We start from the raw sequence: 22220 nt of genomic DNA, 5'->3' as shown, positions 1-22220 counted from the left end.
TCCCGGTCGCCCAAGGAGCTCTTCATGGTCTCGAATCCGTCATTGATGCCCGCCCCGCGTCTCTCGCAGGTCACGTCCTCATGAAAGGTCAGTTCTTGAGATCCAAGCCTCTGTGGATCAGCGCAGCAATCGTCGCTTCACTCGGTGCAATCGGGGCCGTCGTACTGATGTGGCGCCCGGCGATCGAGCCCGTCGAACGTCCGCGAACATTCAGTTCCGAGCAACTGCAGCGCGGTGCGCGAGTGGTCGAGGCCGGTGACTGTGCGGTGTGCCATACACGTCCCGGCGGCCAACACCTGGCGGGGGGACTGCCCCTGGTGACGCCGTTCGGCACGCTCTACAGCACCAACATCACACCCGATCCGCAGACCGGCATCGGGCAATGGTCGCTGCCGGCGTTCGAGCGGGCGATGCGTGAAGGAATCTCCCGCGACGGCCACTTCCTGTACCCGGCCTTTCCGTACGTTCACTACCGGCGCATGACCGTAGAGGACATCGCCGATGCCTATGCCTATTTGATGAGCGGCCCGGCCGTGAACTCGCCGCCGCGGGAAAACCGCATGAATTTCCCGATGAACATCCGCCCGCTGGTGTCGTTCTGGAATCTGCTGTTCTTGCATGCAAAACCACTGACGCCAATGGCGCAGCAATCTGATGCATGGAATCGCGGGCGTTATCTCGTCGAAGGGCCCGGGCACTGCGCAGGCTGTCATTCTCCGTTGAACCTGATCGGTGCCGAGAAGTCCGGTGAAAGCCTGTCGGGCGGTGTCGTGGACGGCTGGGAAGCACCGTCGCTGCTCGGCATGGCTCACCGTGCAAACGCGTGGAGCAACGATCAGTTGGTGAGCTATCTGCGGGCAGAAGTGGTGGACGGACACGGCACGGCGGCCGGCCCGATGCGCCCGGTCAGCCTCGGTCTGGCCGCCTTGCCGGTCGATGATGCACAGGCGATTGCCGAGTATCTGCTGAGCCTGCCGGCAAACAAAGCGATCACCGAAACGCAAGATGCAACGGCGAACGCAGGCCTCTCCGATCAGTCCACGGGCGCCCTGCTGTTCGCCAGCGCCTGCGCCGGCTGCCATGCCGCCGCGGCACCTATGCGCGAAATCGACGGGCGTCCGTCACTGGAACGCACGTCAGCGCTGCAAGCGTTACACCCGCGCAATTTCCTGAAAACCGTGCTCGAAGGCATCCCGGCAACGCCGGGCTTGCCCGGACCGGTGATGCCGCCGTTTGCCGCCAGCCTCGACAACGATCAACTCATAGCCCTGGCGACATACCTGCGTCGACAAGCCAGACCCGACCAGCCCTGGACAGACCTTTCTGCCACTCTCGAAGCGCTACGTCAGGAGACGAAATGACCCACCTCACACTCAACGTCAACGGCTCCGCCCAGACTCTGGAGCTGGAACCTGACATGCCGCTGCTCTACGCGCTGCGCAATCATCTGGGATTGAACGGCGCCAAGTACGGGTGCGGTCTGGGGCAATGCGGCGCTTGCACCGTCATCGTCGATGACCAGCCCGTTTTTTCCTGCCTGACACCCTGCGCGGGCCTTGATGGCAAAAAAGTCAGAACGGTCGAAAGCCTCGGCACCGCCGAACATCCCGGCCCTTTGCAACAAGCCTTTATCGACAAACAGGCGGCTCAGTGCGGTTACTGCATTGCCGGCATGTTGATGCGCGCGCAGGCATTGCTGGAAAGCAACCCACACCCGGACGAAGAGACCATTCGCGAGCACATGGCAGGCAACCTGTGTCGCTGCGGCACTCACTTGCGGATTATCGAAGCGATCAGCCTGGTGGCCGGGCAAAACGGGAGCGCACCATGACAGGGATCAAAGAGGTCGATCACGGTCGCCGCGCATTCTTGCGTGGAGGCGCCTTGCTGGTAGCGTTTACCCTGCTGCCCGCAACGCGGCGTGCCTGGGCGGACACCGAAGTCGATACGCTTGGCACCGTGGTGCTGGCGCCTGACCTCCCCGGCAGCCTGCGTACCAACCCCTGGCTTGATGCCTGGATCCGCGTCGGCCCTGAAGGCATCACCGTCTACACCGGCAAGGTTGAACTGGGCACCGGCGTCAAAACAGCCTTGCTGCAAATTGCCGCTGAACGTCTGGAGGTGTCCCCGACAGCGATCAACCTGCTGACCGCCGACACCGCACTGACGCCAAACGAGGGCTATACCGCCGGCAGCCACAGCATTTTCGACAGCGGAACCGCGCTGTTCAATGCGGCGGCACAGGTGCGAGAGCTGCTGTTGGCGTCGGCCGGGCGAAGCTGGGAGATAACACCTGCCCGGCTGACGACCCGGGAAGGCATCATTCACGGCCCCACCGGACAAACAATGTCCTATGCCGATGCCGTCAAAAACGTCGATCTGCACCTCTACGCCAAAGCCGAATCGCCGAGCGTGTCCGCGACGTCATTCAAGGTGATCGGCCATTCGCTGCAGCGGCTGGATATTCCGGCCAAAGTCAGCGGCGGCGCCGCGTTTGTTCAGGACATACGTCTGCCGGGCATGCTGCACGCCCGGGTCATTCGCCCGCCTCGGCCAGGCTGCACACTGGAAACCTTCGACGCGCAATCGATCGAAACGCTGCCCGGTGTGGTGCAGGTGATTCGCGACGGCAACTATCTGGCCGTGGTGGCGCGTGACGAGTGGCAAGCCATCAAAGCCATGCGCAGCGGCTACGAATCGGCGCGCTGGACTGGCGGACAGGCGATACCCGAGGCGCAAGACATCCATGGGTTGCTGGAGACCCTCCCCTCACGCCGCTACCCCATCAGCCAGGAGGGCACGCCGCGGGGCACGACCGACCACAGCTATCGCGCACGCGTGACCAAGCAGTATCTGATGCACGGCTCCATCGGCCCATCATGCGCCGTGGCCTGGTTCAAGGACGGCACCCTCACCGTCTGGACCCACACTCAGGGCGTGTATCCCCTGCGTGCCGGGATCGCCGAAATGGTGCGATTACCCCCAGAGCGCGTTCGTTGTATCCATACCGAAGGCTCCGGCTGCTACGGCCACAACGGCGCAGACGATGCGGCGGCCGACGCAGCGTTGATTGCGATGCAACTGCCGGGCACGCCGGTGCGAGTGCAATGGATGCGCGAACAGGAGAACCTCTGGGAGCCCTACAGTTCAGCGATGGTCACCGAAGTGCAAGCCAACCTCGATGCACACGCAAGACTGCAGGACTGGAATTATGAACTGTGGACAACACCGCACAACGAACGCATCGTCAATGCCGGACGATTGCTACCGGCGCGACTTCTGGCTCGCCCCTTCGTGTCCGCGCCGTCGGTGCCGATCGCACAACCTGAAGGCGACGGGGATCGCAATGCGGTGCCGCTGTACACATTGGCCTCCAAGCGCATCAACATGAATTTCGTCACCGAGATGCCGTTTCGCACCTCGGCCATGCGCTCGCTCGGCGCGCACATCAACATCTTCGCGATTGAAGCGTGCCTGGACGAGCTGGCCGCCAGTGCCGGGATTGATCCGGTTGCCTTGCGCCTTGCGCACCTGACGGATCCCCGGGCACGGGCCGTGGTGGAGCAGGTTCGCGACGCTGTCGACTGGCCGCAAAAAAGCAGCGAGCCTGGCGCAGGCCTCGGCTTCGCATTCGCTCGCTACAAAAACATCATGGGCTATTGCGCCATCGCCGTGCGTCTTCGGGTGCATCCGCAGACCGGCGAAGTGCAGATCGATCATGTCGTCACGGCAGTGGACGTGGGACAGATCGTCAATCCCGACGGGCTGCGCAATCAGGTCGAAGGCGGGATTGTCCAGTCCACCAGTTGGACGCTGTATGAAAAAGTCGCCTATGACGCCGGCGGCATACGCAGCTACGACTGGAGTGGCTACCCGATCCTGCGCTTTACGCAGGTACCGAAAAAGGTCGACGTTCATCTGCTCGACCAGCCCGGACAACCGTTTCTGGGGGCTGCCGAAATCGTCCAGGGCCCCATGGCGGCGGCCATCGGCAATGCCGTGGCGAACGCCACCGGCCGGCGCTGGTTGAACCTTCCTCTGACTCGCTCGGAACAACCGTCCTGAACGTCGCAGCGTTGCATTCCACGCAATGCAGCGTAGCGACACGCATGGATTATCAAGCGCAGAGCATCCGCTTAACGTAAGGCCATCCGGTGCCAGACCCAGCGTCCGACACCCTCTGCCGACGCCTTTCAAAGACTGGAGAACACTCATGACGCAGCACCTGTTCCGCCCTATCGCCCTGGGCCCCTACACACTCCCCCATCGGGTGGCGATGGCGCCGCTGACCCGCTCACGCGCCGGACAACCCGGCGACATCCCGACGGCCATGAACGCCGAGTACTACCGCCAACGCGCAAGTGCCGCGTTGATCATCACCGAAGCAACGCAGATTTCCCGCCAGGGCCAGGGCTATGCCTGGACGCCTGGAATCTATAGCGATGAACAGGTGCACGCCTGGCGCGAAGTCAGCCGCCAGATACACGAGGCTGGCGGGTTGATCTTCATGCAGCTTTGGCACGTGGGTCGCGTATCCCACCCCAGCTTTCAACCCGACAACGCATTGCCGGTGGCCCCGAGTGCATTGCCCGTACCGGGCAAGACCTTCATCGTCGATGCGGATGGCAACGGGATCTGGGGAGATGTGCCGGTGCCGCGCGCACTGCAGACGTCGGAAATTGCCGACATCATCAGCGACTACCGCCGAGCCGCGCGCAATGCGCTGAACGCCGGGATGGATGGCGTGGAAATTCACGCGGGCAATGGTTATCTGCTCGATCAATTCATCAACAGCAACAGTAACCAGCGCGAAGATTCGTACGGTGGCAACCTGGAAAATCGTGCACGCCTGTTGCTGGAAGTGGTCGCCGCCGTGGTCGACGAAATCGGTGAAGAGCGCGTGAGCGTTCGTCTGACGCCGATGGGGCGCTTCATGGGCATGGGCGATGAAACGCCTGAAGCGACGTTCGGCTATATCGTGCGTTCGTTGAATCGCTGGAAACTGGCCTACCTGCATCTGGTCGAGCCCGCCGTCGTAGGCACCGTCAAGGATGAAAACTACGATCCGCGTTGGGACGCCATCATCAGTCAGCTGCGTGCGGACTGGCACGGCGTGCTGATGATCGCCGGAGGCTACGACCCCGAGACCGCGGAACAGGCCCTGATTGATGGCCGCGCGGACATCATCGCGTTCGGCCGACCGTTTCTGGCCAACCCCGATCTGCCAAGGCGAATTCGCGACGGGTTGTCGCTCAATACCCCAGACCCGAGCACGTTCTTCGGTGGCGACCAGCGTGGCTATGTGGATTACCCGGTTCACTCCTGATTTCCCAGGCCAACCTGTGGGGACCGAAAAAGCGATAAAGGGTGTCTGGCCCTGAAACAGGTGTGAACCCATTTCAAGGCCAGACAGTGGGGAACGTTGAGAGGTGCAGGAAAAAAAATATGGCCGAGGTCGTCAGTGACACCTGACAACCTCGGCCATTTTCTTTCCGGCTTATGAGCTACAGCGCTCAGCCGCTTACGTCTTCACCTCGACATGATCCAACGCCTGATTCACCGCCAATCCAGCAACCATCACCACTTGCGCGATGCCCAGCGCCGTTTTTCGGTGGCCGGGTTCCAGGATCGCGGCGAAATTGCTGAGCATTTCGCTGGCGGAATCGAGGGATTCGCTGGCGTTGGCCAGGAGGGATTCGCTGTTGTAGGCCGGGTTGGCCAGGAACATGGGGTCGTGTTTGGTGTGACTGCCCATGATGCGTTGTTGCGGAGTGAGGTAGTGATCGAGGGCGCGTTCGGCGGCTTCGTTGAGGGTTCGGGAATCGGGGAATTGGTAGGGTGAGACTGGATCGGTTTCTGGTGGATTCGGTGTTGGTTTGATCATGGTGAAACTCCTAATTATTGATAAGGAGCCTTCACCCTCGCTACCAAACGAAGGGTGGCGGCCAATACGCGGGTTGGTAGACCGGTAACTAGGAACCCGGCGCACCCGAAGGTGCCCTGCGCATGGCCACCATTAAGCAGAGACCCGAAGAGGACTGCGAACGATGCGCTATGCGACTAGTTAACTCGGGCTACCAAACCCGATCACTGTTTTTCAGTGACCATGGAACGATAAAACCCGCGTCCTAGACGCACAAGCCGGCGGATTCTGGCGTAGTCGTAGGCAATGGCGCAAGGTTGTGTAGCCTTGAGTGCGTAACGGATGGTGTCTTTTAAACGGGGATTTTTGGAGGGTTAAACGGGTGGATCAGGAGCGGCCCTCACCCTTTGTTTTTTGAAAGTTCTCATGGGAGGGATGGTCTGTTTATCGTCATCCCGTTTACCCTTCGTCAATACGCGTCTTGACCAAGAAAGAAATGAACTTCACCGAGGAAGTCAGCGCGGCCTTCCCCATCAGCAATCCGATGCTGCCACTGAAAAACTATGCCAATGCTGGCCTGAATGGATAGCGAACTGAGGGAAAAAGTGGACTTTAAAGAAGCATTCACCCTGGTAAATGATCTTGCCCAGGCCATGCCTGCGATATTCGACAAGGTCACAATAGAACTCGCCTTTGGTGACGCCAGTCCCGCCATCGGCGACTGGTCGGACCCCACAAACGCGGGAATGCTGGTCACCGGCGATGGTGTTGGATGCAAGAGTGGCGTGTATTTTTTTGGTACCCCTGAAGGGCAAATCCTCTATATCGGTAAGGCAACCCGGTACAACCTGCACCATCGGGTCTGGGACCATGTTAAGACGCCAAGCATCCGAGAAGACGGTTGGAGAACCTATCCCAACCATCGGTTCAAAGGGTTTGCGAACAACGAAAATCCAGTGTTTCACGTTCAAGACGGTGAAGCACGCATTGCAGTGATTACGATCTCTGACCCGGTGGTGGTATCCCTCATTGAGGTCTATCTGCAGACGGCCCACATGAAACGGCACGGTACATTGCCTGCTTTCAACCGACAAATTGGCTAGTCAACTGACTGGCATTGCTTATGAGTGCGTCGCACTGTCTCTTGCACACTGCAACTCAGGCTGGCCAGACAGTTCAGATTTGATCAGCTCGACAGTGCGGAGTACCTCCTTGACGAATGCCTTGGGATCAGACAAACAGTCCATTTTGCTCGCAACGTTGTCCAGGTAAAGGTATGAGTACCATTTGAACGCATTCCAATTCCGCCACATCAGGTACAACGGCAATTGAGGCGTTTGCGCCAACAATCCTCCATCGCTCACCAATTTCCCGCTACTGACCGGCACTACGCCATAATGCAGCGCATCAGTAGCAACCTCGATTCGTAACAGCATTCCCTCGACACCAATGTCGAAAAACTGCCCCACGTGCTTTAACCTCGATGCCTTGGGCAGGAACCACTTGCGGCAATTCGCCTCGCTACTTTCATGCCCGGTAAAGTCAATCGGCGATGACACGGGCGTACAACGTTCTGACAATGCGTGTCGCACCGCATCAAAGAAGCCGAACAATACTGTCCCCTTCGCATGAGGCAGTGCCTGGGCGATGGCCTCGGCAGCCTGCAAATTGTCGTCGGCAATGAGAAGCTCGATCAGTGCATTTCGTGTGGTATAGGTCATGGCTCGCCCGGTGATTTTCTGGACCAGATTTTTGTACTGGATCAATGCATGCTGAAGTGCCGGCGTCGCGCTTGAGGTGCTGACGCACCGCTCAAGCCAGTCGAGGATGTGCTCCTGGTACGACAGTCGACGGTAGCTCACGCCGCAATGACTGCTTTCGTGCGCCTCCGTGCCTTTCTTTGTCAGATACCACAACTGCCACTGCTTGCCTGAGGCCTTGCCAATATCGTTATAACGCTTGAGTTGTTGGTTGCCGTCGAGGGCGTCGATCTTGTTTTCGATCAGAATAAGGTGATCCCTCAGTTGAATCACCAAGTCCACACGACCGTACCCCGCGAAAATCTGCTCCTTATGCACCCTAGCGTCGCTGAGGCTGCATTCGTGTTCAAAACCCATTGTCGACAGGAACAGTTCAAGGAAGTACACACCTTGACCGTGACGACCCTCGGGGCTCAAGAGTTCCGCGATCATCGCCGAGTGAGTGTTGACCTCGGCCCGCTCAATTCGGGTGATGGAGAAGAGGTTGAACAGCTCACCGCTTGCTGCGAGTTTGGCGTTCGTCTCCCTCACCAGGCTGCCGGCCTGATCCAAAAACAGTTGCACTTTCTCCATGCTCACTGCTTCCCAAGAATAGGATTAAGTATTTTTCGTAGTTCAGACTCGATTAACCCAACCCCGAAGTAAGATGTCAGCGGCGCCTCGAAGCTCTGATAACTGTATGTAATTTCCACATCACGAATTAAGTGCGGTCTTGCCCGAAGCTTAAGTGCATACGTTTCGGACTCCAGGAGCGACTCGACATGATTTTTGATTCGATCGGCTATCGACTCTCGCTTTCCTAAATAGAATGGGATCGGTTGGCCTGCTGCCAACGCCGCTAAGTGATGTTTCATCCGACTCGGGTAATAACGAGGGATTTTTCCATCATGCGCTTTGGCCCGTATTTTTCCCCATCGCTCTCCAAACTCGCCAAGTTCCGCTCCTGTAAAAAACTTAAATTTCGCTTCGAAGTAATAAATCCCAGGCTTTTCAGGCAGGACAGGAAGCTCATCATCTTCACCGAGATCGAGCGTTTTCTGGGTGTCTCGCAAGTGTTGGGCAAGTGCCGTAATTGGCTCATGTTCAGTTAGTTTTGAATGAGCACTTTCCAGTTGCTTCAACGCTGCTTCAAGTCTTTCCAAGGTTCACTCCCAAGGTCTGAGCATAAGAGGCACGCAAGAGTGCGTACTCATCGTGGCGCCCTCAAGAAAAATGGGGACGGGATTTATTTACCGAGAATAAATCCGACCCTTTCCTGTTAGACGATAACTTGCTCACATCCAATATGGATACTCATCCCCCCTTAGATTTCTTATTGCCAGCCATGACAATTCCGACAAACAAGAAAAGAATAATTATCGGCGGGAAAGCCACGCACAGAGCAATTGCACCAAGTAATAACACTCCCCCAATTACCACACCTATCATCTCCCCCAAAAGAGGGAGCAACATCTTAAAAACAACGATAGCCAAAACAATTGCAGCAATCACGACAATAACCATATGCAACCCCACACAACGCAACGCGTTTTAAATCACACTGATGCAAAGGTCCGCTTCAAGCGACCTGCTCCGTTTTATGTCAAAGGTCATTTATTGTAACGATCCTGACAAACCAACAACCCTGAGAGCAGGATCAATTAAAAATACATCTACCCTGCCTCACTCGGATAGATCGGCACTTTAGAAACGCAAACCCCAGCGGTACAAAAGATCGCTACATTTACTACATAGAAAAAGTATGGGGCTTGGTATGAATACACTCATGATGATTTCTTTTTGAGCACCAGCTTACCGCTTTCATATGAAATCTCTTCATAGTCCTTAAACAAGGCAATTATGAGTGCTAATCCAATCGACGCAGCTGCAATAATGGCGGCGATTTCAAGCCCGGTCAGCGCGGCGACCGGGGCTGCGGCGAAAAATGAGAGGCCTCCGGTCATTGGCGTGGCAACAAGCGCTGCTCCCAAAGCGGCGAGAGTGATGGAACTAGCAAAAGCAATCTTCTTTCCACGCTTAACCTTGTCGGCGAGTTCCCCCTGAACAACAATCTGCTCCACACCCGACTTTCTAGCTGTAGCCAGTTCGTCCTTTGTTCTAACAGTCACGACGTTCATATACATCCTTATGCAGCCGATATAGATCCTGGGCATCGCATGAAGCTCCAGGGCTCGGCGAATGATGGCATCTTGCCTGCAAAGCGGCAATACAGCTGAGCAATCGGCTATTCAAGCAGGCATGATTGAGCGCACACGTGCATCGCCAAGACGGGTGGCACACAGATCACATTTCAGCTATCGGCAATAGGCGGTCGACAGGGTAGCGGCCCACAAGCTGGACTTGTATTCGTGGCGTGAACCGCTCTTGGAAATCTGCGCCGCCTTCCCCATCAGCAATCCGATGCCGCCGCTACTGAAGCAAGCCCTTCAGCTATTGGAAGAACACGGCTGTGTCCGGACACGCCGCGATGGCATGCGCTACATGACCCTGCATCCGGAACCTGAAAACAGCGATATCGCCACGACAACCTTCTATGTCCCGGATCCTGCCCTTACTGCGCTATGGACCCGAAGTGACGATCCCGAAGTGAATCACCGACTAACGATATTCTTGAGAACCGGTGGCGACGGTTCGTGGGCCGGACTGTGGCGAGACGACAACGGGCAGCAACGAATTGTCCATCCAGGTTCCGGGTCCGGATCAGACATGCTCTGTGTCTTAACCGACAACGTGCAGGACCTATTGCGCCTGCTGGCTATCGGGTACGACGAACTCTGCTGGCCAGAGCAATTCCAACTGACGCCTGAAGAAGTGCGTGAAAAAGAATACGGCGACGACGATTACCCGCCTCCGCCGCTTCTGTTACGGGCCCATGTAGAGCGAACGCTTGGGGTGAGCATTCCGGTGAGAGCATCGGAGCTTGTTCGCGATACTGAAAGTATGGATGCGCAGGAATCGGGCGATCCGTTTTGGAATTGGCTGAAGCGGGTTGGTGGGGAGTAATCGTTTTTGTTCGGGCGTCAGCTTTCCGCCAAAAGCTGCCGTTTATGTTCATGAGCGCGTTGCGTTGAATCAGAATTCTGAACGATCGATCAGTGAGCCGTTTACTCACGAAAATTAACGGTTTGCAGCCCTGAGTCATAGAGCCGAAAGTACGCCCTGATACAGCACCGGACCAGTCGGCTGTCCTGTTGGCGATCCACCCTCGGGTTCAAGACTGATGGCCAACGTGATGGACTCACCAATAAGCGCTTTCTGCGCACTGCCCAACTTGATCTCCCCGTCTCCGCCTGGGGGTATCACCCCTAGCGAAACAGGCTTTCCATCTGAAGGAATAACCCACATTTCCAAGCTACGATTTTTTTCTATCTTCGCCAAAGCCAGGGGTTTGATTTTTAGATAATTCTCGTGCGCTTCAATGCTCATCCACGACTGTGCGTCGGCACTACGCAACGTTGCACTGTAGCGAACTTCGTCACGGTTATAGATAACGCTCAGTGTTACTGCTGCAACCAGTGAACATGTTGCAATCGTCACCCGGAGCCAGCTCCAGAATGGTCGCTTCACAGGCAACTGCATTGTTTGCGGATCTATACGCGCCGTAACTCCGCGCCATACACGATCCGGTACAGGTGATTCAGGCAGAGACTGGGTAAGGCTCGCAAGGCTTTCCCGCCATTGCGAAAGTTCTGCGCGAAGTTCCGAGTCCTCCAGTAAAAGCTGCTCAAAGCGCCGGCGTGCAGCTGGTGGCATTAACCCAATGGCATAATCTGCGGCAAGTGCGCGACGAAGACTTGGAGTTTGGTAGTTCATGACTCGAGGCACCTGCGCAACCGCTCCATGCCTCGGCGGATCCAAGACTTTACTGACCCGAGCGGTGCCGACAGGTGCTCGGCCAGCTCTGAACAGGAAAGCCCTTCAAAATAAGCAATGGTGATTGATTGACGTTGCATCCCTTCGAGCTCATCTAGGCACCGATTCAATGAAGTGGTCTCACGGGAGCTGTTCAATTGTTCATGTGCCGAGGGGCTGTCGTCTACCAGCATCTGCGCGTCGAGATCACTCAGCGGACGTTCGCGACGCTTTCGCAATTGGTCGATGGCCTGATTTCGCGTGATATTGATCATCCAGGTCATCGGCGCCGACAGTTGCGATTGGTAGCGTGAAGCATTGTTCCAGATACGCACAAAACTTTCCTGTAGCACCTCCTCAGCCAGATCTGGGCGTCCCATGAACCGCAGCGCCACGCCATGCAGACGCGGACTCACGCTACGATACAGCGCTTCAAAAGCGCGTCGGTCACCCAGGGAACACTGGGCTAGAAGGTGTTTGAGTTGGTCAGTGTCGGCGATGGGAATAGCCTTTCTCCAAACGATTGGGTCGTGAGGTCCTACAAGTCGATTGCAGCCAGAGGTTAGCCCACGGCGCGCGGTTGTTCCATTCACGGGTGGGCTCCTCGGAAGACTCGCCGGTCATGCTGAAATCGACCGGCGACGCCGGTCAACTTTTCGGCATCAGGACTTTGTCGATGACCTGTATCACACCGTTCGACTGGTATACGTCATAAGTACTGATGTCGGCGACGTCGCCCTTCTCATCTTTGATGGTGATGTTGTGCGGACCATTCATCATTGCCCACAGTTTTCCGCCCGAGACGGTGGTCAGTTCGGTCTTGCCACCTCCGGCCTTGATCTTTTCGGCAAGGGTGGCCATGTCCAGTTTGCCGCTCACGACGTGGTAAGTAAGGATCTTGGTGAGGGTTGCCTTGTTTTCTGGCTTGAGCAACATATCGACCGTTCCTGCGGGCAAAGCAGTAAAGGCTGAATTGACCGGTGCAAACACAGTAAAGGGCCCTTTTCCCTTGAGGGTGTCGACAAGACCGGCAGCTTTCACAGCGGCGACCAGGGTGGTGTGATCGGCCGAGTTCACTGCGTTGTCGACGATGTCCTTGTTCGGCAACATGCTTTGACCGCCGACCATGACGCTGTCGTGACTCATCGATGCAGCATGCGCAGCGTTGAACACTAATCCGCTACCTGCCGCCAAGGTCAGAAGGCCCGCAATCAATTGCGTTTTGATCGAAATGCGTTTCATCGTGATGATCCTTTGTGAGGAAAATCGGCCAGGAGATTCTGTCCGTGCTTGATATACGCGGCGGCGTTCGGATTGGATGCAGTAGCACTCTTTTTTTCGCAGAAATTGCGAGTGAGCGATCCAGTGACCACCACTCGTTAGGCAAGGTGGCTATAACCCCGGCTGACTAAATCTGGAAATAAATCAGTCCCCTTTTTGTTGGAAGGTTAAACGGGTGGATCGAGAGCGGACGTCACTCTCTGTTTTGACCGGCTGCTTTCGGCCAGAAGCGGACAGTCTCACTGGGACTAGACTGGTATTCCCGAGGCTCGAAAGCATCTATGAAACTCGGGGCCATTCAAAATTTACATCACTCACTCATTTCGAGAGTTCCCCCCCCCCCTCGGTCACTAGCCGAATCTGGCCATTGGGCGATACTGTTGGCACAGTGCCACCCGTGAATGGACCTGAGTGCCATTGCGTAACAAGCGGTTAGGATCGCCAACAAGGAGAGAATATGAGTCAGGCTTGGCCATACGCTGGCGCCCGCTGGTGGAAATTCGATTTTCACACTCACACCCCGGCATCAAAGGATACGAATGCTTGGCAAGCGGCGATTGGTACCGCAGATGAGTTGACGCCGCAAAAATGGTTGCTCAAGTACATGGCTGCTGAGATCGACTGTGTGGCTGTCACCGATCACAACAGCGGTGAATGGGTGGATGGGCTAAAGGCCGCTTACTCGGACATGAAGCGTGAAGCAAATGCCGGGAGTCCACCTGAGGGATTTCGCGAACTCCATTTATTCCCTGGCGTTGAGATTTCTGTTCAGGGCGGGTTCCACTTGCTCGCCATTTTCGACCCATCTGCCTCCAGCCAAACCGTCAGTGATTTGCTGGCGAAAGTGCATTACGCGGGAACGCGTGGGGATAGCGACGGTGTTACACGTGAGGGCGCTGCTAAGGTGATCGAGCATGTCATTGCCGAGGGCGGATTAGCGATTCCGGCTCATGTGGAGGGTGACAAGGGCCTACTGCAGGTTGAGCAGGGAACCCGAAAATGTTTGCTCGATACGAACACCGTCAAGCAAGTTCTAGAGGAACCGGGCATTTTGGCCCTGGAGTGGACTTCAGGAAGCAGTTCACCTCCTATAGTGCTTGAAGAACTGAAGCTTCTCTTCGCCAGTGTGGTTGGTAGTGATTGCCACAGTTTCCAAGGGACGGCGGTTCCTGGCTCGCGCTTCACCTGGATCAAAATGGCCAAACCCAACATGGAAGGTCTGCGCCTCGCGCTACTGGACGGGCAAGAGGTCTCAGTACGCCGTAGCGACCAAAGCGATGGCTTTGCACCATTCACTACCCCCGATCACTTCATCGAATCGATTGAAATTCGAAATGCACGCTACATGGGACGTGGAAAAAATAGTGCATGTCTCCCCCTCAATCCATATTTCAATGCGCTGATCGGAGGTCGAGGAACAGGAAAGTCAACCATCGTGCACGCCCTTCGCTTGGCTTATCGGAGGGAAAGGGAACTGTCGCAGGCTTCCGAGGCTGGACAGACCTTCAATAAATTCAACGCTGTCGCGAAGACTAAAAACGACAACGGTGGCTTACTCGACGACACAGAGGTCCGTGTGCAGGTTCTTCGCAATGGCTCGCCCTATCGCCTTACTTGGCGAAAGGATGACACCGAAAACATTGTGGAAGAATGGGACATCCTATCTACTGATTTCATGCCCTCTGACAGCCAGGTCATAAATGAGCAGCGCTTTCCTGTGAGGCTATTTAGTCAGGGGCAAATTGCTGCCTTGGCCGGCGATAGTCAGCAGGCCTTGCTGAAAGTGATCGATGATGCCGCTGACACGCGACCGCAAAGAAACGCATTTGAAGACGCAAAAAGCGCATTTCTGGCTTCCCGGGCAAGAATGCGCGAAATGGAAGGGAAGTTATCAGCTCTCGAATCCTTAACGCTCGCACAGCAAGACATAAAGCGAAAACTTGAACGGTTCGAAGGCCTCGATCACACGGTTGTGTTGAAAAACTACCAACGCACCAGCCAACAGAATCGGGAGCTTGAACGCCAATTTCAGGCGGTGACCAAGCTTGTTACAGAACTGAAAAATGTCGCTGCCACTTTGCAGCCTGACGACCTGCAAGGAGGACTATTTGATGCCGATGATGACAGTCCGGCTCTGGCCTCCATTCAGGCCTTGAACGCGGTTATCGGAAAAGTAAGACAGGACATCGAGGCTTCCGCTACCGAGTTGGCAATGTTTGGGCAAGCGCTGAAAACAGACCTTGAGTCATCGCCTTGGTTTACCCGAATCGCAACTGCTAGAGAAGCCTACCACCAGCTAAAGGAGAGTCTTCAGCAGCAGGGGGTCAACGATCCCAGCGAGTACGGCCGCTTGGTTCAAGAAGCTCAGCGACTGGATACCGAGTTGAGGAACTTGAACGCGTTGAAGTCGCAACATGCTGCGCTGCGCAACACTGCAATGTCACAGCTGGAGCAAATCCAGGTGGCACGCCGGGCAATCAGTCATCGACGCAGCGAATTCCTCCAGGCCACTCTACATGACAACCTCTACGTAAGGATTGAGCTCGTTCCCTATAGCCGCGATACGCGGGGGATCGAGCGATCATTGCGCGAAGCGCTGGGTGTGGGAGACGGCAAATACGCGGATGACTTGTATCAGGAGCAGGAGGGTTCGACTCCTAAGGGGCTCATAGCAGATCTCATGGTGGCAGACGAGTTGCTCGGCGACACGCCCAGTTTCGAGGAGTTGCTGAAAATTTTGAGGACGCGATTATCCCAGGCCTGCCGTGGAAAACCAGAATTTGGGAGCTGGTTCAATAAATTTTTGAAAAGTGAAACGGACAGACGACCTGAATACATGGACCACCTGCTGTGCTGGTTCCCTGAGGATGGGCTACAGGTTGAATATAGTCGCAAAGGCAACGGACGGGACTTCCAATCTATCAGTCAGGCCTCTGCGGGTCAGCGTGCAGCTGCCATGCTGGCTTTTCTGCTAGCGCATGGAGGTGAACCTTTGGTGCTCGACCAGCCTGAGGATGACCTGGACAATCATCTTATCTATGGACTGGTCGTTCAGCAGATTCGCTCTAACAAGCAGCGCCGCCAGCTAATCATCGTCACTCATAACCCCAACATCGTAGTAAATGGAGATGCTGAGCTGATTCATGTGCTGGATTTTAATAACCAGTGTCATGTGAAGCAGACTGGCTCACTACAGGAGCAGGACATGCGGCAAGAGGTTTGCCAGGTTATGGAAGGAGGCTCGGAGGCGTTTGAGCGCCGCTACCAGCGTTTGGGAGGGGAGTTCTGATTAGGGTCTTGGGCGCCTACGTAAAGTGTGGCCTGGCTAGTTAGACGCAGAATTGCGCTACTTGCATAACCAAAATGTCGCGACAGCGTTTCATTTACGTATGGCAGAGCTTGCTGGCAATGATTTCATACGGGCCGACTTGGCTGATGCGTTACAGCGGCTAGCCTGCGTTCGGTGGCTCGATACCGAGGGCGGTAGCCAGGGATGGCGAGAGCATCTAGAGATTCTTTCAGCTATTCAGTTGGGAGAGGTAGATACCGCCGTTCAGCTAGTTCAGCTAGTTCAGCTAATTCAGCTGCACCTATCAAAAAGCCGTGATCGGCTGCGGAAGGTGCTTGAAGAAAGTCGGCTCAGCATTCGGGCTCGCCGCCAATTGTCCGGCAAGTAGAGCGACATTCAGTTTGAGCGCAGCGGGTGAATGGCTGGTTCTGGCCGACAGCGGTAGCTTGCCGATGTCCGCTTTTGGCCGATTTCTGCCTGTCGTGAAGGGCCGCATCCGACTCATAGCTGTGATTAAATTGAGGTAACGAAGCGAGTTTTGAGGCCTACGTTTACTGGCGGTAGCGCATTAATCAAGACTACGGCATCGTCGCCCTGGTTAAGGAAGATCAATGAGTCACCGGTCTCGAATGTAACTCTGAATCCAGCAAGCCAAGGCTCTTGCCCGTTGAAAGAGTCAAGAATTCCCTCAACTTCGCAAGTTTTTGTGTTCTCGAGGTGGGTTGCTGATAGACCTGCAAGCAGGTTTTCCCTTTTCCAGGAGCATGTCACGTTCGGCTCTATTTCGAAGGAAACCGGCGTATCAGAAGGCAAAAAATCCGCGCCTACTCTTGCGCCATCACTCAAGAGATACATGGATAGAAGTTCTCGCTCGCCAAAACGCCACTCTAGAGAACCTATGTCTCCCAGAACCTTCTCGTCGTTGAAATAGTACTGGTCGTGCAGCAGCGCACCCAACCGCTTTCCCAAAAGTGAACGTGCGTTTTGCAGGTCTAGGACAGCTCTTGCAGGGGATGGGGAGTGTCGGCTCGACATCGGGTACCTCATACAGTTCGAAAGAGAAGCAGATACTACATAAATGCCGTTACGTCCGCTTTTGGCCGATAGCGGACATTTATGAGCGCCCGAAATCGGCCTCACCCCTCAACAACCCGCCCCGCAACCCACTCCCGACTAAACCCAAGCACCCTCCCCGCCAACCCCAGCGGAAAATGAATCACCCCATGCGCAGTCTCCGGCAACAAATGCACTTCAACCTCAGCCGCCCTGCCCCAACGCTCAGCCAGTTCAAGCGTGTCATCCCTGAGCGGATCCAGCTCCGCCGCAAACATCAACGCCGGCGGGAACCCGGTGAAGTCGCCGTACAGCGGAGACAACGGCGCCTGCCGGCGTTCTTCATCGCTCAATCCCGGCGTAAGCATTTGCAGCGCTTCAACCATGCCAGGCCCATCCAACAGCAAGGTCTCGGGCCCGGCGTTGCGTACGCTGGGGGTTCCGGTCAGGTCGTAGACGCCGTAATACAGCAGCGCCCCGCTCACCCGTTTGAACAAGTCCGGCCATTGTTTGAGTTGCAGCAGGGTCGCGGCGGCGAGGTGGCCGCCGGCCGACTCGCCTACGACGATGACGGGGAGGTTCGCAAACTCGCGGCAGTCATCGCTCAGCAGCCAGCGAGCCGCCGTGAGGCAGTCCTGCATGACGCCTTCGATCGGCGTCGAGACCACAAGCCGATAATCGACGGAGACCACGGCCACGTCGCAGGCTTTCACCATGGCGATGTTGAGAGGGTCGTTCATCTGCGCATTGCCGATGACCCAGCCGCCGCCATGAAAATCCAGCACTACGCCTTTGGCCTTTGTCTTTGGCCGAATGATCCGCACCGGCACTGATGCACCGTCGACGCCCACCACTTTGCGTTCGGCCTCGAGCCCGTGCTTGAGCAACTTTCTTGCGCCGCCCAATTGGCTGAGGCGCAACAGCAACTGAATCACTCGCGGCGTGATGCGATTGCGGATGCGAAAGCGCGGCAGACGGGCGAGTTTCCTGTTGAATGCGCGCAATTGCGCCAGCTCGTTTTCGTCTGCGGGCCAGTCCATTGAGGTCTTCATTTCGTCCTTTTTATTCGCGGTTGTTGCGCAGAATGGAAAAATTCAACGCCGCCGCGACACACAGCCATGCCAGATAAGGGAACAGAATCAATCCGGTAATCACATCCAGGCGCAATGCCAACACCACCATCGCGGCGACCACCAGCCACAGCAGCGTGATAATCAGCATGCCGGCGAAGAGTCGATGTGCGCCGAAGAACACCGGCGTCCACAGGGTGTTCAATGCAATTTGCGCTGCCCACAAGGCGAGTACCGTTTCGCTGCCGGGCGTCAGGGTCAGACGATAGCCGACCCACGCGAGCAAAAGGTAGATCGTTGTCCAGGCAACGGGAAATACCCAGTTGGGCGGTGTGAAGCGTGGTTTGATCAGCGATTCGTACCATGGGCCCGGTTGGAAAATCATCCCGGTGCTCGCTGCCGCACCGCAGGCCAACAGGAAAATTAGAAAGGTCATCGTCTGTCCTTGGCTGATATCAGCGCATTGGGTCTGTTCCTGCTTGGATGCCCGGAGCCACGTAAAAAGTTCATCGGCCGTTATCGCGCATCGCTGATAGGAATAGGCAATGCTCAAAGACTAACCGACATAGGTGGGCGCTTGTTCGATGGATACCATGGGCTGAAACCCATTCACCGGAGCCCGTCATGACCACCACCAAGACCCTTTTCATTACCGGCGTCAGCAGCGGCTTCGGCCATGCGCTGGCCAAGGCAGCACTCGCGGCCGGCCACCGCGTCATTGGCACCGTGCGCAAGGAAGCCGACTTGCACGCTTTTCAAGCGCTGTCCGTGGATAACGCTTACGGGGTGATGCTGGATGTCACGGACTTCGACCGGATCGATGAAGTCATCGCGCAGGTTGAAGCGACGCATGGCCCGGTCGATGTGTTGATCAACAATGCCGGTTACGGTCACGAAGGCCTCTTCGAAGAGTCGCCGCTGGAAGACATGCGCCGCCAGTTCGACGTGAACGTGTTCGGCGCCGTTGCCGTGATCAAGGCGTTCCTGCCCTTCTTTCGCAAGCGGCGGGCGGGCCACATCATCAATATCACCTCGATGGGCGGCACGATCACGATGCCGGGAATCGCTTACTACTGCGGCAGCAAGTTTGCGCTTGAAGGCATCTCCGATACGCTGAGCAAAGAACTGGAGCCCTTCAATATCTTCGTGACTGCCGTCGCACCGGGTTCATTTCGAACCGACTGGGCCGGTCGCTCGATGCAGCGCACGCCGCGCAGCATTGCCGACTACGACGCCAGTTTCGATCCGGTGCGCAAGGCGCGTGAAGAAAAGAGCGGCAAGCAACTCGGCGATCCGCAAAAAGCGGCCCAGGCGATGTTGCAGATCATTGCCAGTCCGACCCCACCGACACACGTGCTCCTGGGCAGTGACGCGTTGCGCCTGGTGCGTGAAAAGCTCAAACACGCAAGCGACGAGATCGATCAGTGGGAAGCCTTGACCCGCTCCACCGACCACTGAGCGGCCAATAGAGAGAACGCAATGAAGCAGGCCGACGCAGACACCTCGCGCATGGTGCAGCTCATGGAAACCCTCGCACCAGTCGAGGGTTATAACCTCAGTGCGCTTGAGGGCGTGCGTTTCCTGCGTTCGAACCGGCCACTGACCCGCACACCGGTGCTGTACGACCCGGGCATCGTGATCCTCTGTCAGGGCCAGAAACGCGGTTATCGGGGCGATGACGTCTACGTTTACGACGCCCAACATTATCTGGTGGTGTCCGTGCCCATCCCCTTCACCATGGAAACCGATGCCACCGAGGCCGAGCCGATGCTCGCGATCTACATGCACCTCGACTTCCGTTTGGCCAGCGAGTTGATGCAGCAAGTGGATGACCTTCACGGCCCCAACGACGCGCAGCCCAAAGGCATGTACGCCTCACCGATGGACGACAAGCTCCGCGCTTCGACGTTGCGTTTTCTCGAAGCGATGAGTATTCCGAGGGACGCGCAGATACTGGGGCCATCGCTGCTGCGGGAAATCTACTACCGCATTCTGACGGGCGAACAAGGCGGCTCGATGCGTGCCGCGCTCAATCGACAGGGTCATTTCGGCAAGGTGACTCGGGCGATCCGCAAGATCCACAGCAGCTACCAGGAGCGCCTGGACGTGGAGCAACTTGCGCACGAAGCGCGGATGAGCGTGCCCAACTTTCACCTGCACTTTCGCAGCGTGACGGATACCTCTCCGATGCAATATCTGAAGTCGACACGTCTGCATCAGGCGCGACTGCTGATGCTGCGCAACGCCATGACCGCTTCGGCAGCGGCGTTCAACGTGGGTTATGAAAGCGCCTCGCAATTCAGTCGCGAGTTCAAACGCTTCTTTGGCAGAACGCCGCAAGCGGAGATTGAGTGGATGAAGGCGACGTACGCCTTGCCTGCGCCGACTGCGCCCTCGGAGTATGTTTCGTCGCATTAGCTGGCAGGCTTTTCACGCTCGCCAGCCTTGCGCCGGCATACTTTCGCAAGCGTTCCAGATTCCAGCTCGCAACCGCAAATGGGTCAACCGGCTCGACACGGCAAGGGGCACGACGCAAAACGTTCAGACGCCCAGCAATCGCCGGGTGGTCGTCATCGCCGTGTCCAGCGACTGCCCCGTCCGTTGCAACTTGTTCAACAGGCTGGCCCCCAGCCAAAGCTGATACAGGGTTTCCGCCAGTTGCCGGGCATCGCCGTCGGGCAGGCTTAGATCGGCCTGGCCCTGTTCGATGCAAACGGTGATGCGCGCCACCACGCGCTCGGCGCCATCGCGCAAGGTCAGGCGCATGGCCTCGGACAGATCGGCCACCTCGGCACTGAGCTTCACCACCAGACACTCGTCACCGTGCCCTTCCAGCGTGCAGCGATCCTGCCAGCCCTGCCAGTAATCCATCAGTCGCTCGCGGGCACTCAGGCCGGGCAGTGTCAGGCGTCGCTCCATGTCGGCCAGGTAACAGACGAAGTAATCCTCGAGCAACGCCTGTCCGTACAGCTCTTTGGATTTGAAGTAGTGATAGAACGAGCCCTTGGGCACACCGGCGGTTTGCAGGATCTCGTTCAGGCCGACACTGGTGAAGCCCTTCTCGGCCATCATCCGGTGGCCGGTGTCGAGCAGGTGTTGGCGGGTGTCATCGTAGGTCGGTTTCATCGGGGCGCAGATTACCAGGCAATAGACCAGTCGTTTAACTCGAAGGAACGGGAGTTTGCCACACCGGTCCATGAAAAACATGCGGATAAAAAATTACTAGACGACTGGTCTAATTGGAAACTATGCTGCGCCCCGACAAACCTTTTCCCCGGTGTCGATCGTGTGCGAATCCCTCGCACAGCCACGACACCCGTCCCACCCAAGGTGCTCTATGAAAATCTTGATGGTTCTGACTTCCCACGATCAACTCGGCAACACCGGCAAGAAAACCGGCTTCTGGCTCGAAGAGTTCGCCGCCCCCTACTACGCCTTCAAGGACGCCGGCGCCGATATCACGCTGGTCTCGCCCGCTGGCGGCCAGCCACCGCTTGATCCGAAAAGCGACGAACCCGACGCCCAGACCGCCGAAACCGATCGATTCCGCAAGGATCCGGCGGCGCAACACGCGCTGGCGAACACCGGGCGCCTGGCCGATGTCAGCGCCGAAGATTTCGATGCGGTGTTTTATCCAGGCGGCCATGGCCCGCTCTGGGATCTGGCCGAAGACAAGCATTCCATCGCCCTGATCGAAGCCTTCGCCCGCAGCAACAAACCTCATGGTTTCGTCTGCCACGCCCCGGGTGTACTGCGGCATGTGCTCGGCGCCGAGGGCAAACCCTTGGTCAAGGACCGTGACGTCACCGGTTTCACCAATTCCGAAGAAGCAGCGGTCGGTCTGACGGATGTGGTGCCGTTCCTGGTCGAAAACGAGTTCCAGCGCCTCGGCGCCCGTTATTCCAAAGTCGCCGACTGGCAGGTGCACGTAGTGACTGACGGGAAACTGGTCACCGGCCAGAACCCGGCCAGTTCCGCCGCTGTCGCCGAAAAACTGTTGAAGCTGCTCGGCTGACTTTTCAGCCGTCATCAATCCGGACGCCGTGCGCGTA

The 22220-nt window shown here is 56.9% G+C and carries 23 protein-coding genes; 11 read left to right on the top strand and 12 right to left on the bottom strand.

Going from position 1 to position 22220, the window contains the following annotated elements; all coding sequences use genetic code 11:
- The first annotated feature begins 95 nt into the window (after positions 1 to 95).
- The 4 genes from ACSPX5_RS06580 (at position 96) to ACSPX5_RS06565 (ending at position 5326) form a co-directional block, all read left to right on the top strand.
- On the top strand, positions 96 to 1361 hold the full coding sequence (locus ACSPX5_RS06580; RefSeq protein WP_439821225.1) for a cytochrome c: 1266 nt from the start codon (positions 96 to 98) through the stop codon (positions 1359 to 1361).
- On the top strand, positions 1358 to 1831 hold the full coding sequence (locus ACSPX5_RS06575; protein WP_169429958.1) for a (2Fe-2S)-binding protein: 474 nt from the start codon (positions 1358 to 1360) through the stop codon (positions 1829 to 1831). The genes ACSPX5_RS06580 and ACSPX5_RS06575 overlap by 4 nt, the downstream gene beginning before the upstream one ends.
- On the top strand, positions 1828 to 4065 hold the full coding sequence (locus ACSPX5_RS06570) for a molybdopterin cofactor-binding domain-containing protein (RefSeq protein ID WP_439821224.1): 2238 nt from the start codon (positions 1828 to 1830) through the stop codon (positions 4063 to 4065). The genes ACSPX5_RS06575 and ACSPX5_RS06570 overlap by 4 nt, the downstream gene beginning before the upstream one ends.
- A gap of 148 nt (positions 4066 to 4213) precedes the next feature.
- Complete coding sequence (locus tag ACSPX5_RS06565; protein ID WP_439821223.1) at positions 4214 to 5326, top strand: alkene reductase; 1113 nt, start codon at positions 4214 to 4216, stop codon at positions 5324 to 5326.
- 195 nt (positions 5327 to 5521) lie between these two features.
- On the opposite strand, the gene ACSPX5_RS06560 is transcribed toward ACSPX5_RS06565, so the two are convergent.
- Complete coding sequence (locus ACSPX5_RS06560) at positions 5522 to 5884, bottom strand: DUF6124 family protein (protein ID WP_102621811.1); 363 nt, start codon at positions 5882 to 5884, stop codon at positions 5522 to 5524.
- A 560-nt stretch (positions 5885 to 6444) separates the two neighbouring features.
- Here ACSPX5_RS06560 and ACSPX5_RS06555 point away from each other — a divergent pair.
- Positions 6445 to 6966 carry a hypothetical protein gene (locus tag ACSPX5_RS06555; RefSeq protein WP_323162123.1) on the top strand — a complete coding sequence of 174 codons (522 nt, stop codon included), beginning with the start codon at positions 6445 to 6447 and terminating at the stop codon, positions 6964 to 6966.
- Between the two features lie 18 nt (positions 6967 to 6984).
- On the opposite strand, the gene ACSPX5_RS06550 is transcribed toward ACSPX5_RS06555, so the two are convergent.
- From ACSPX5_RS06550 to ACSPX5_RS06535, 4 genes are all read right to left on the bottom strand, one after another.
- Complete coding sequence (locus ACSPX5_RS06550) at positions 6985 to 8196, bottom strand: PD-(D/E)XK nuclease family protein (protein ID WP_439821222.1); 1212 nt, start codon at positions 8194 to 8196, stop codon at positions 6985 to 6987.
- 2 nt (positions 8197 to 8198) lie between these two features.
- Entirely contained in the window at positions 8199 to 8765 is a 567-nt protein-coding gene (locus ACSPX5_RS06545; protein WP_439821221.1) for a hypothetical protein, read from the bottom strand.
- 151 nt (positions 8766 to 8916) lie between these two features.
- Entirely contained in the window at positions 8917 to 9126 is a 210-nt protein-coding gene (locus ACSPX5_RS06540) for a hypothetical protein (RefSeq protein ID WP_439821220.1), read from the bottom strand.
- Between the two features lie 260 nt (positions 9127 to 9386).
- A complete protein-coding gene (locus ACSPX5_RS06535) occupies positions 9387 to 9740 on the bottom strand; it encodes a hypothetical protein (RefSeq protein WP_439821219.1) in 354 nt (117 codons plus the stop codon).
- Between the two features lie 247 nt (positions 9741 to 9987).
- Here ACSPX5_RS06535 and ACSPX5_RS06530 point away from each other — a divergent pair, with 247 nt between their 5' ends.
- The gene (locus ACSPX5_RS06530) at positions 9988 to 10626 is read left to right on the top strand and encodes a hypothetical protein (RefSeq protein WP_439821218.1); all 639 of its coding nucleotides are present in this window, start codon (positions 9988 to 9990) and stop codon (positions 10624 to 10626) included.
- A gap of 135 nt (positions 10627 to 10761) precedes the next feature.
- On the opposite strand, the gene ACSPX5_RS06525 is transcribed toward ACSPX5_RS06530, so the two are convergent.
- Genes ACSPX5_RS06525 through ACSPX5_RS06515 form a run of 3 tightly spaced genes read right to left on the bottom strand, consistent with a single transcriptional unit; the run spans position 10762 to position 12717 of the window.
- On the bottom strand, positions 10762 to 11436 hold the full coding sequence (locus ACSPX5_RS06525) for an anti-sigma factor (RefSeq protein WP_169429949.1): 675 nt from the start codon (positions 11434 to 11436) through the stop codon (positions 10762 to 10764).
- Positions 11433 to 12068, bottom strand: coding sequence for a sigma-70 family RNA polymerase sigma factor (locus ACSPX5_RS06520; protein ID WP_169429948.1), 636 nt, complete (start codon positions 12066 to 12068; stop codon positions 11433 to 11435). Before ACSPX5_RS06520 ends, ACSPX5_RS06525 begins: the two co-directional genes overlap by 4 nt.
- A gap of 55 nt (positions 12069 to 12123) precedes the next feature.
- Positions 12124 to 12717, bottom strand: a complete 594-nt coding sequence (locus tag ACSPX5_RS06515; RefSeq protein WP_169429947.1) for a fasciclin domain-containing protein — start codon at positions 12715 to 12717, stop codon at positions 12124 to 12126.
- Positions 12718 to 13213: 496 nt separating this feature from the next.
- Here ACSPX5_RS06515 and ACSPX5_RS06510 point away from each other — a divergent pair, with 496 nt between their 5' ends.
- Both ACSPX5_RS06510 and ACSPX5_RS06505 read left to right on the top strand, forming a co-directional pair.
- A complete protein-coding gene (locus ACSPX5_RS06510) occupies positions 13214 to 16045 on the top strand; it encodes a TrlF family AAA-like ATPase (protein WP_323162216.1) in 2832 nt (943 codons plus the stop codon).
- 52 nt (positions 16046 to 16097) lie between these two features.
- On the top strand, positions 16098 to 16433 hold the full coding sequence (locus tag ACSPX5_RS06505) for an FCD domain-containing protein (RefSeq protein WP_439821217.1): 336 nt from the start codon (positions 16098 to 16100) through the stop codon (positions 16431 to 16433).
- Between the two features lie 125 nt (positions 16434 to 16558).
- Here ACSPX5_RS06505 and ACSPX5_RS06500 read toward each other — a convergent pair whose 3' ends face one another.
- From ACSPX5_RS06500 to tspO, 3 genes are all read right to left on the bottom strand, one after another.
- On the bottom strand, positions 16559 to 17002 hold the full coding sequence (locus ACSPX5_RS06500; RefSeq protein ID WP_439821216.1) for a hypothetical protein: 444 nt from the start codon (positions 17000 to 17002) through the stop codon (positions 16559 to 16561).
- A gap of 179 nt (positions 17003 to 17181) precedes the next feature.
- Positions 17182 to 18150, bottom strand: a complete 969-nt coding sequence (locus ACSPX5_RS06495; RefSeq protein ID WP_439821215.1) for an alpha/beta hydrolase — start codon at positions 18148 to 18150, stop codon at positions 17182 to 17184.
- A gap of 10 nt (positions 18151 to 18160) precedes the next feature.
- Positions 18161 to 18604 carry a tryptophan-rich sensory protein TspO gene (tspO, locus tag ACSPX5_RS06490; protein WP_169429944.1) on the bottom strand — a complete coding sequence of 148 codons (444 nt, stop codon included), beginning with the start codon at positions 18602 to 18604 and terminating at the stop codon, positions 18161 to 18163.
- 188 nt (positions 18605 to 18792) lie between these two features.
- Here tspO and ACSPX5_RS06485 point away from each other — a divergent pair, with 188 nt between their 5' ends.
- Positions 18793 to 19626 carry an oxidoreductase gene (locus tag ACSPX5_RS06485; protein WP_439821214.1) on the top strand — a complete coding sequence of 278 codons (834 nt, stop codon included), beginning with the start codon at positions 18793 to 18795 and terminating at the stop codon, positions 19624 to 19626.
- Positions 19627 to 19647: 21 nt separating this feature from the next.
- Positions 19648 to 20586, top strand: coding sequence for an AraC family transcriptional regulator N-terminal domain-containing protein (locus tag ACSPX5_RS06480; RefSeq protein ID WP_439821213.1), 939 nt, complete (start codon positions 19648 to 19650; stop codon positions 20584 to 20586).
- Between the two features lie 123 nt (positions 20587 to 20709).
- Here ACSPX5_RS06480 and ACSPX5_RS06475 read toward each other — a convergent pair whose 3' ends face one another.
- On the bottom strand, positions 20710 to 21294 hold the full coding sequence (locus tag ACSPX5_RS06475) for a TetR/AcrR family transcriptional regulator (RefSeq protein ID WP_439821212.1): 585 nt from the start codon (positions 21292 to 21294) through the stop codon (positions 20710 to 20712).
- Positions 21295 to 21505: 211 nt separating this feature from the next.
- Between ACSPX5_RS06475 and ACSPX5_RS06470 the strand changes: the two genes are divergently transcribed.
- Positions 21506 to 22183 (top strand): type 1 glutamine amidotransferase domain-containing protein, encoded by a 678-nt coding sequence (locus tag ACSPX5_RS06470; RefSeq protein WP_169429940.1) that lies wholly within the window; start codon positions 21506 to 21508, stop codon positions 22181 to 22183.
- Positions 22184 to 22220 lie beyond the last annotated feature (37 nt).

Origin of the sequence: Pseudomonas sp. HLG18, from assembly GCF_051903985.1 — a bacterium.
In the GTDB taxonomy this organism is placed as follows: domain Bacteria; phylum Pseudomonadota; class Gammaproteobacteria; order Pseudomonadales; family Pseudomonadaceae; genus Aquipseudomonas; species Aquipseudomonas fluorescens_BT.
This window is presented reverse-complemented; position numbering and strand designations above follow the sequence as displayed.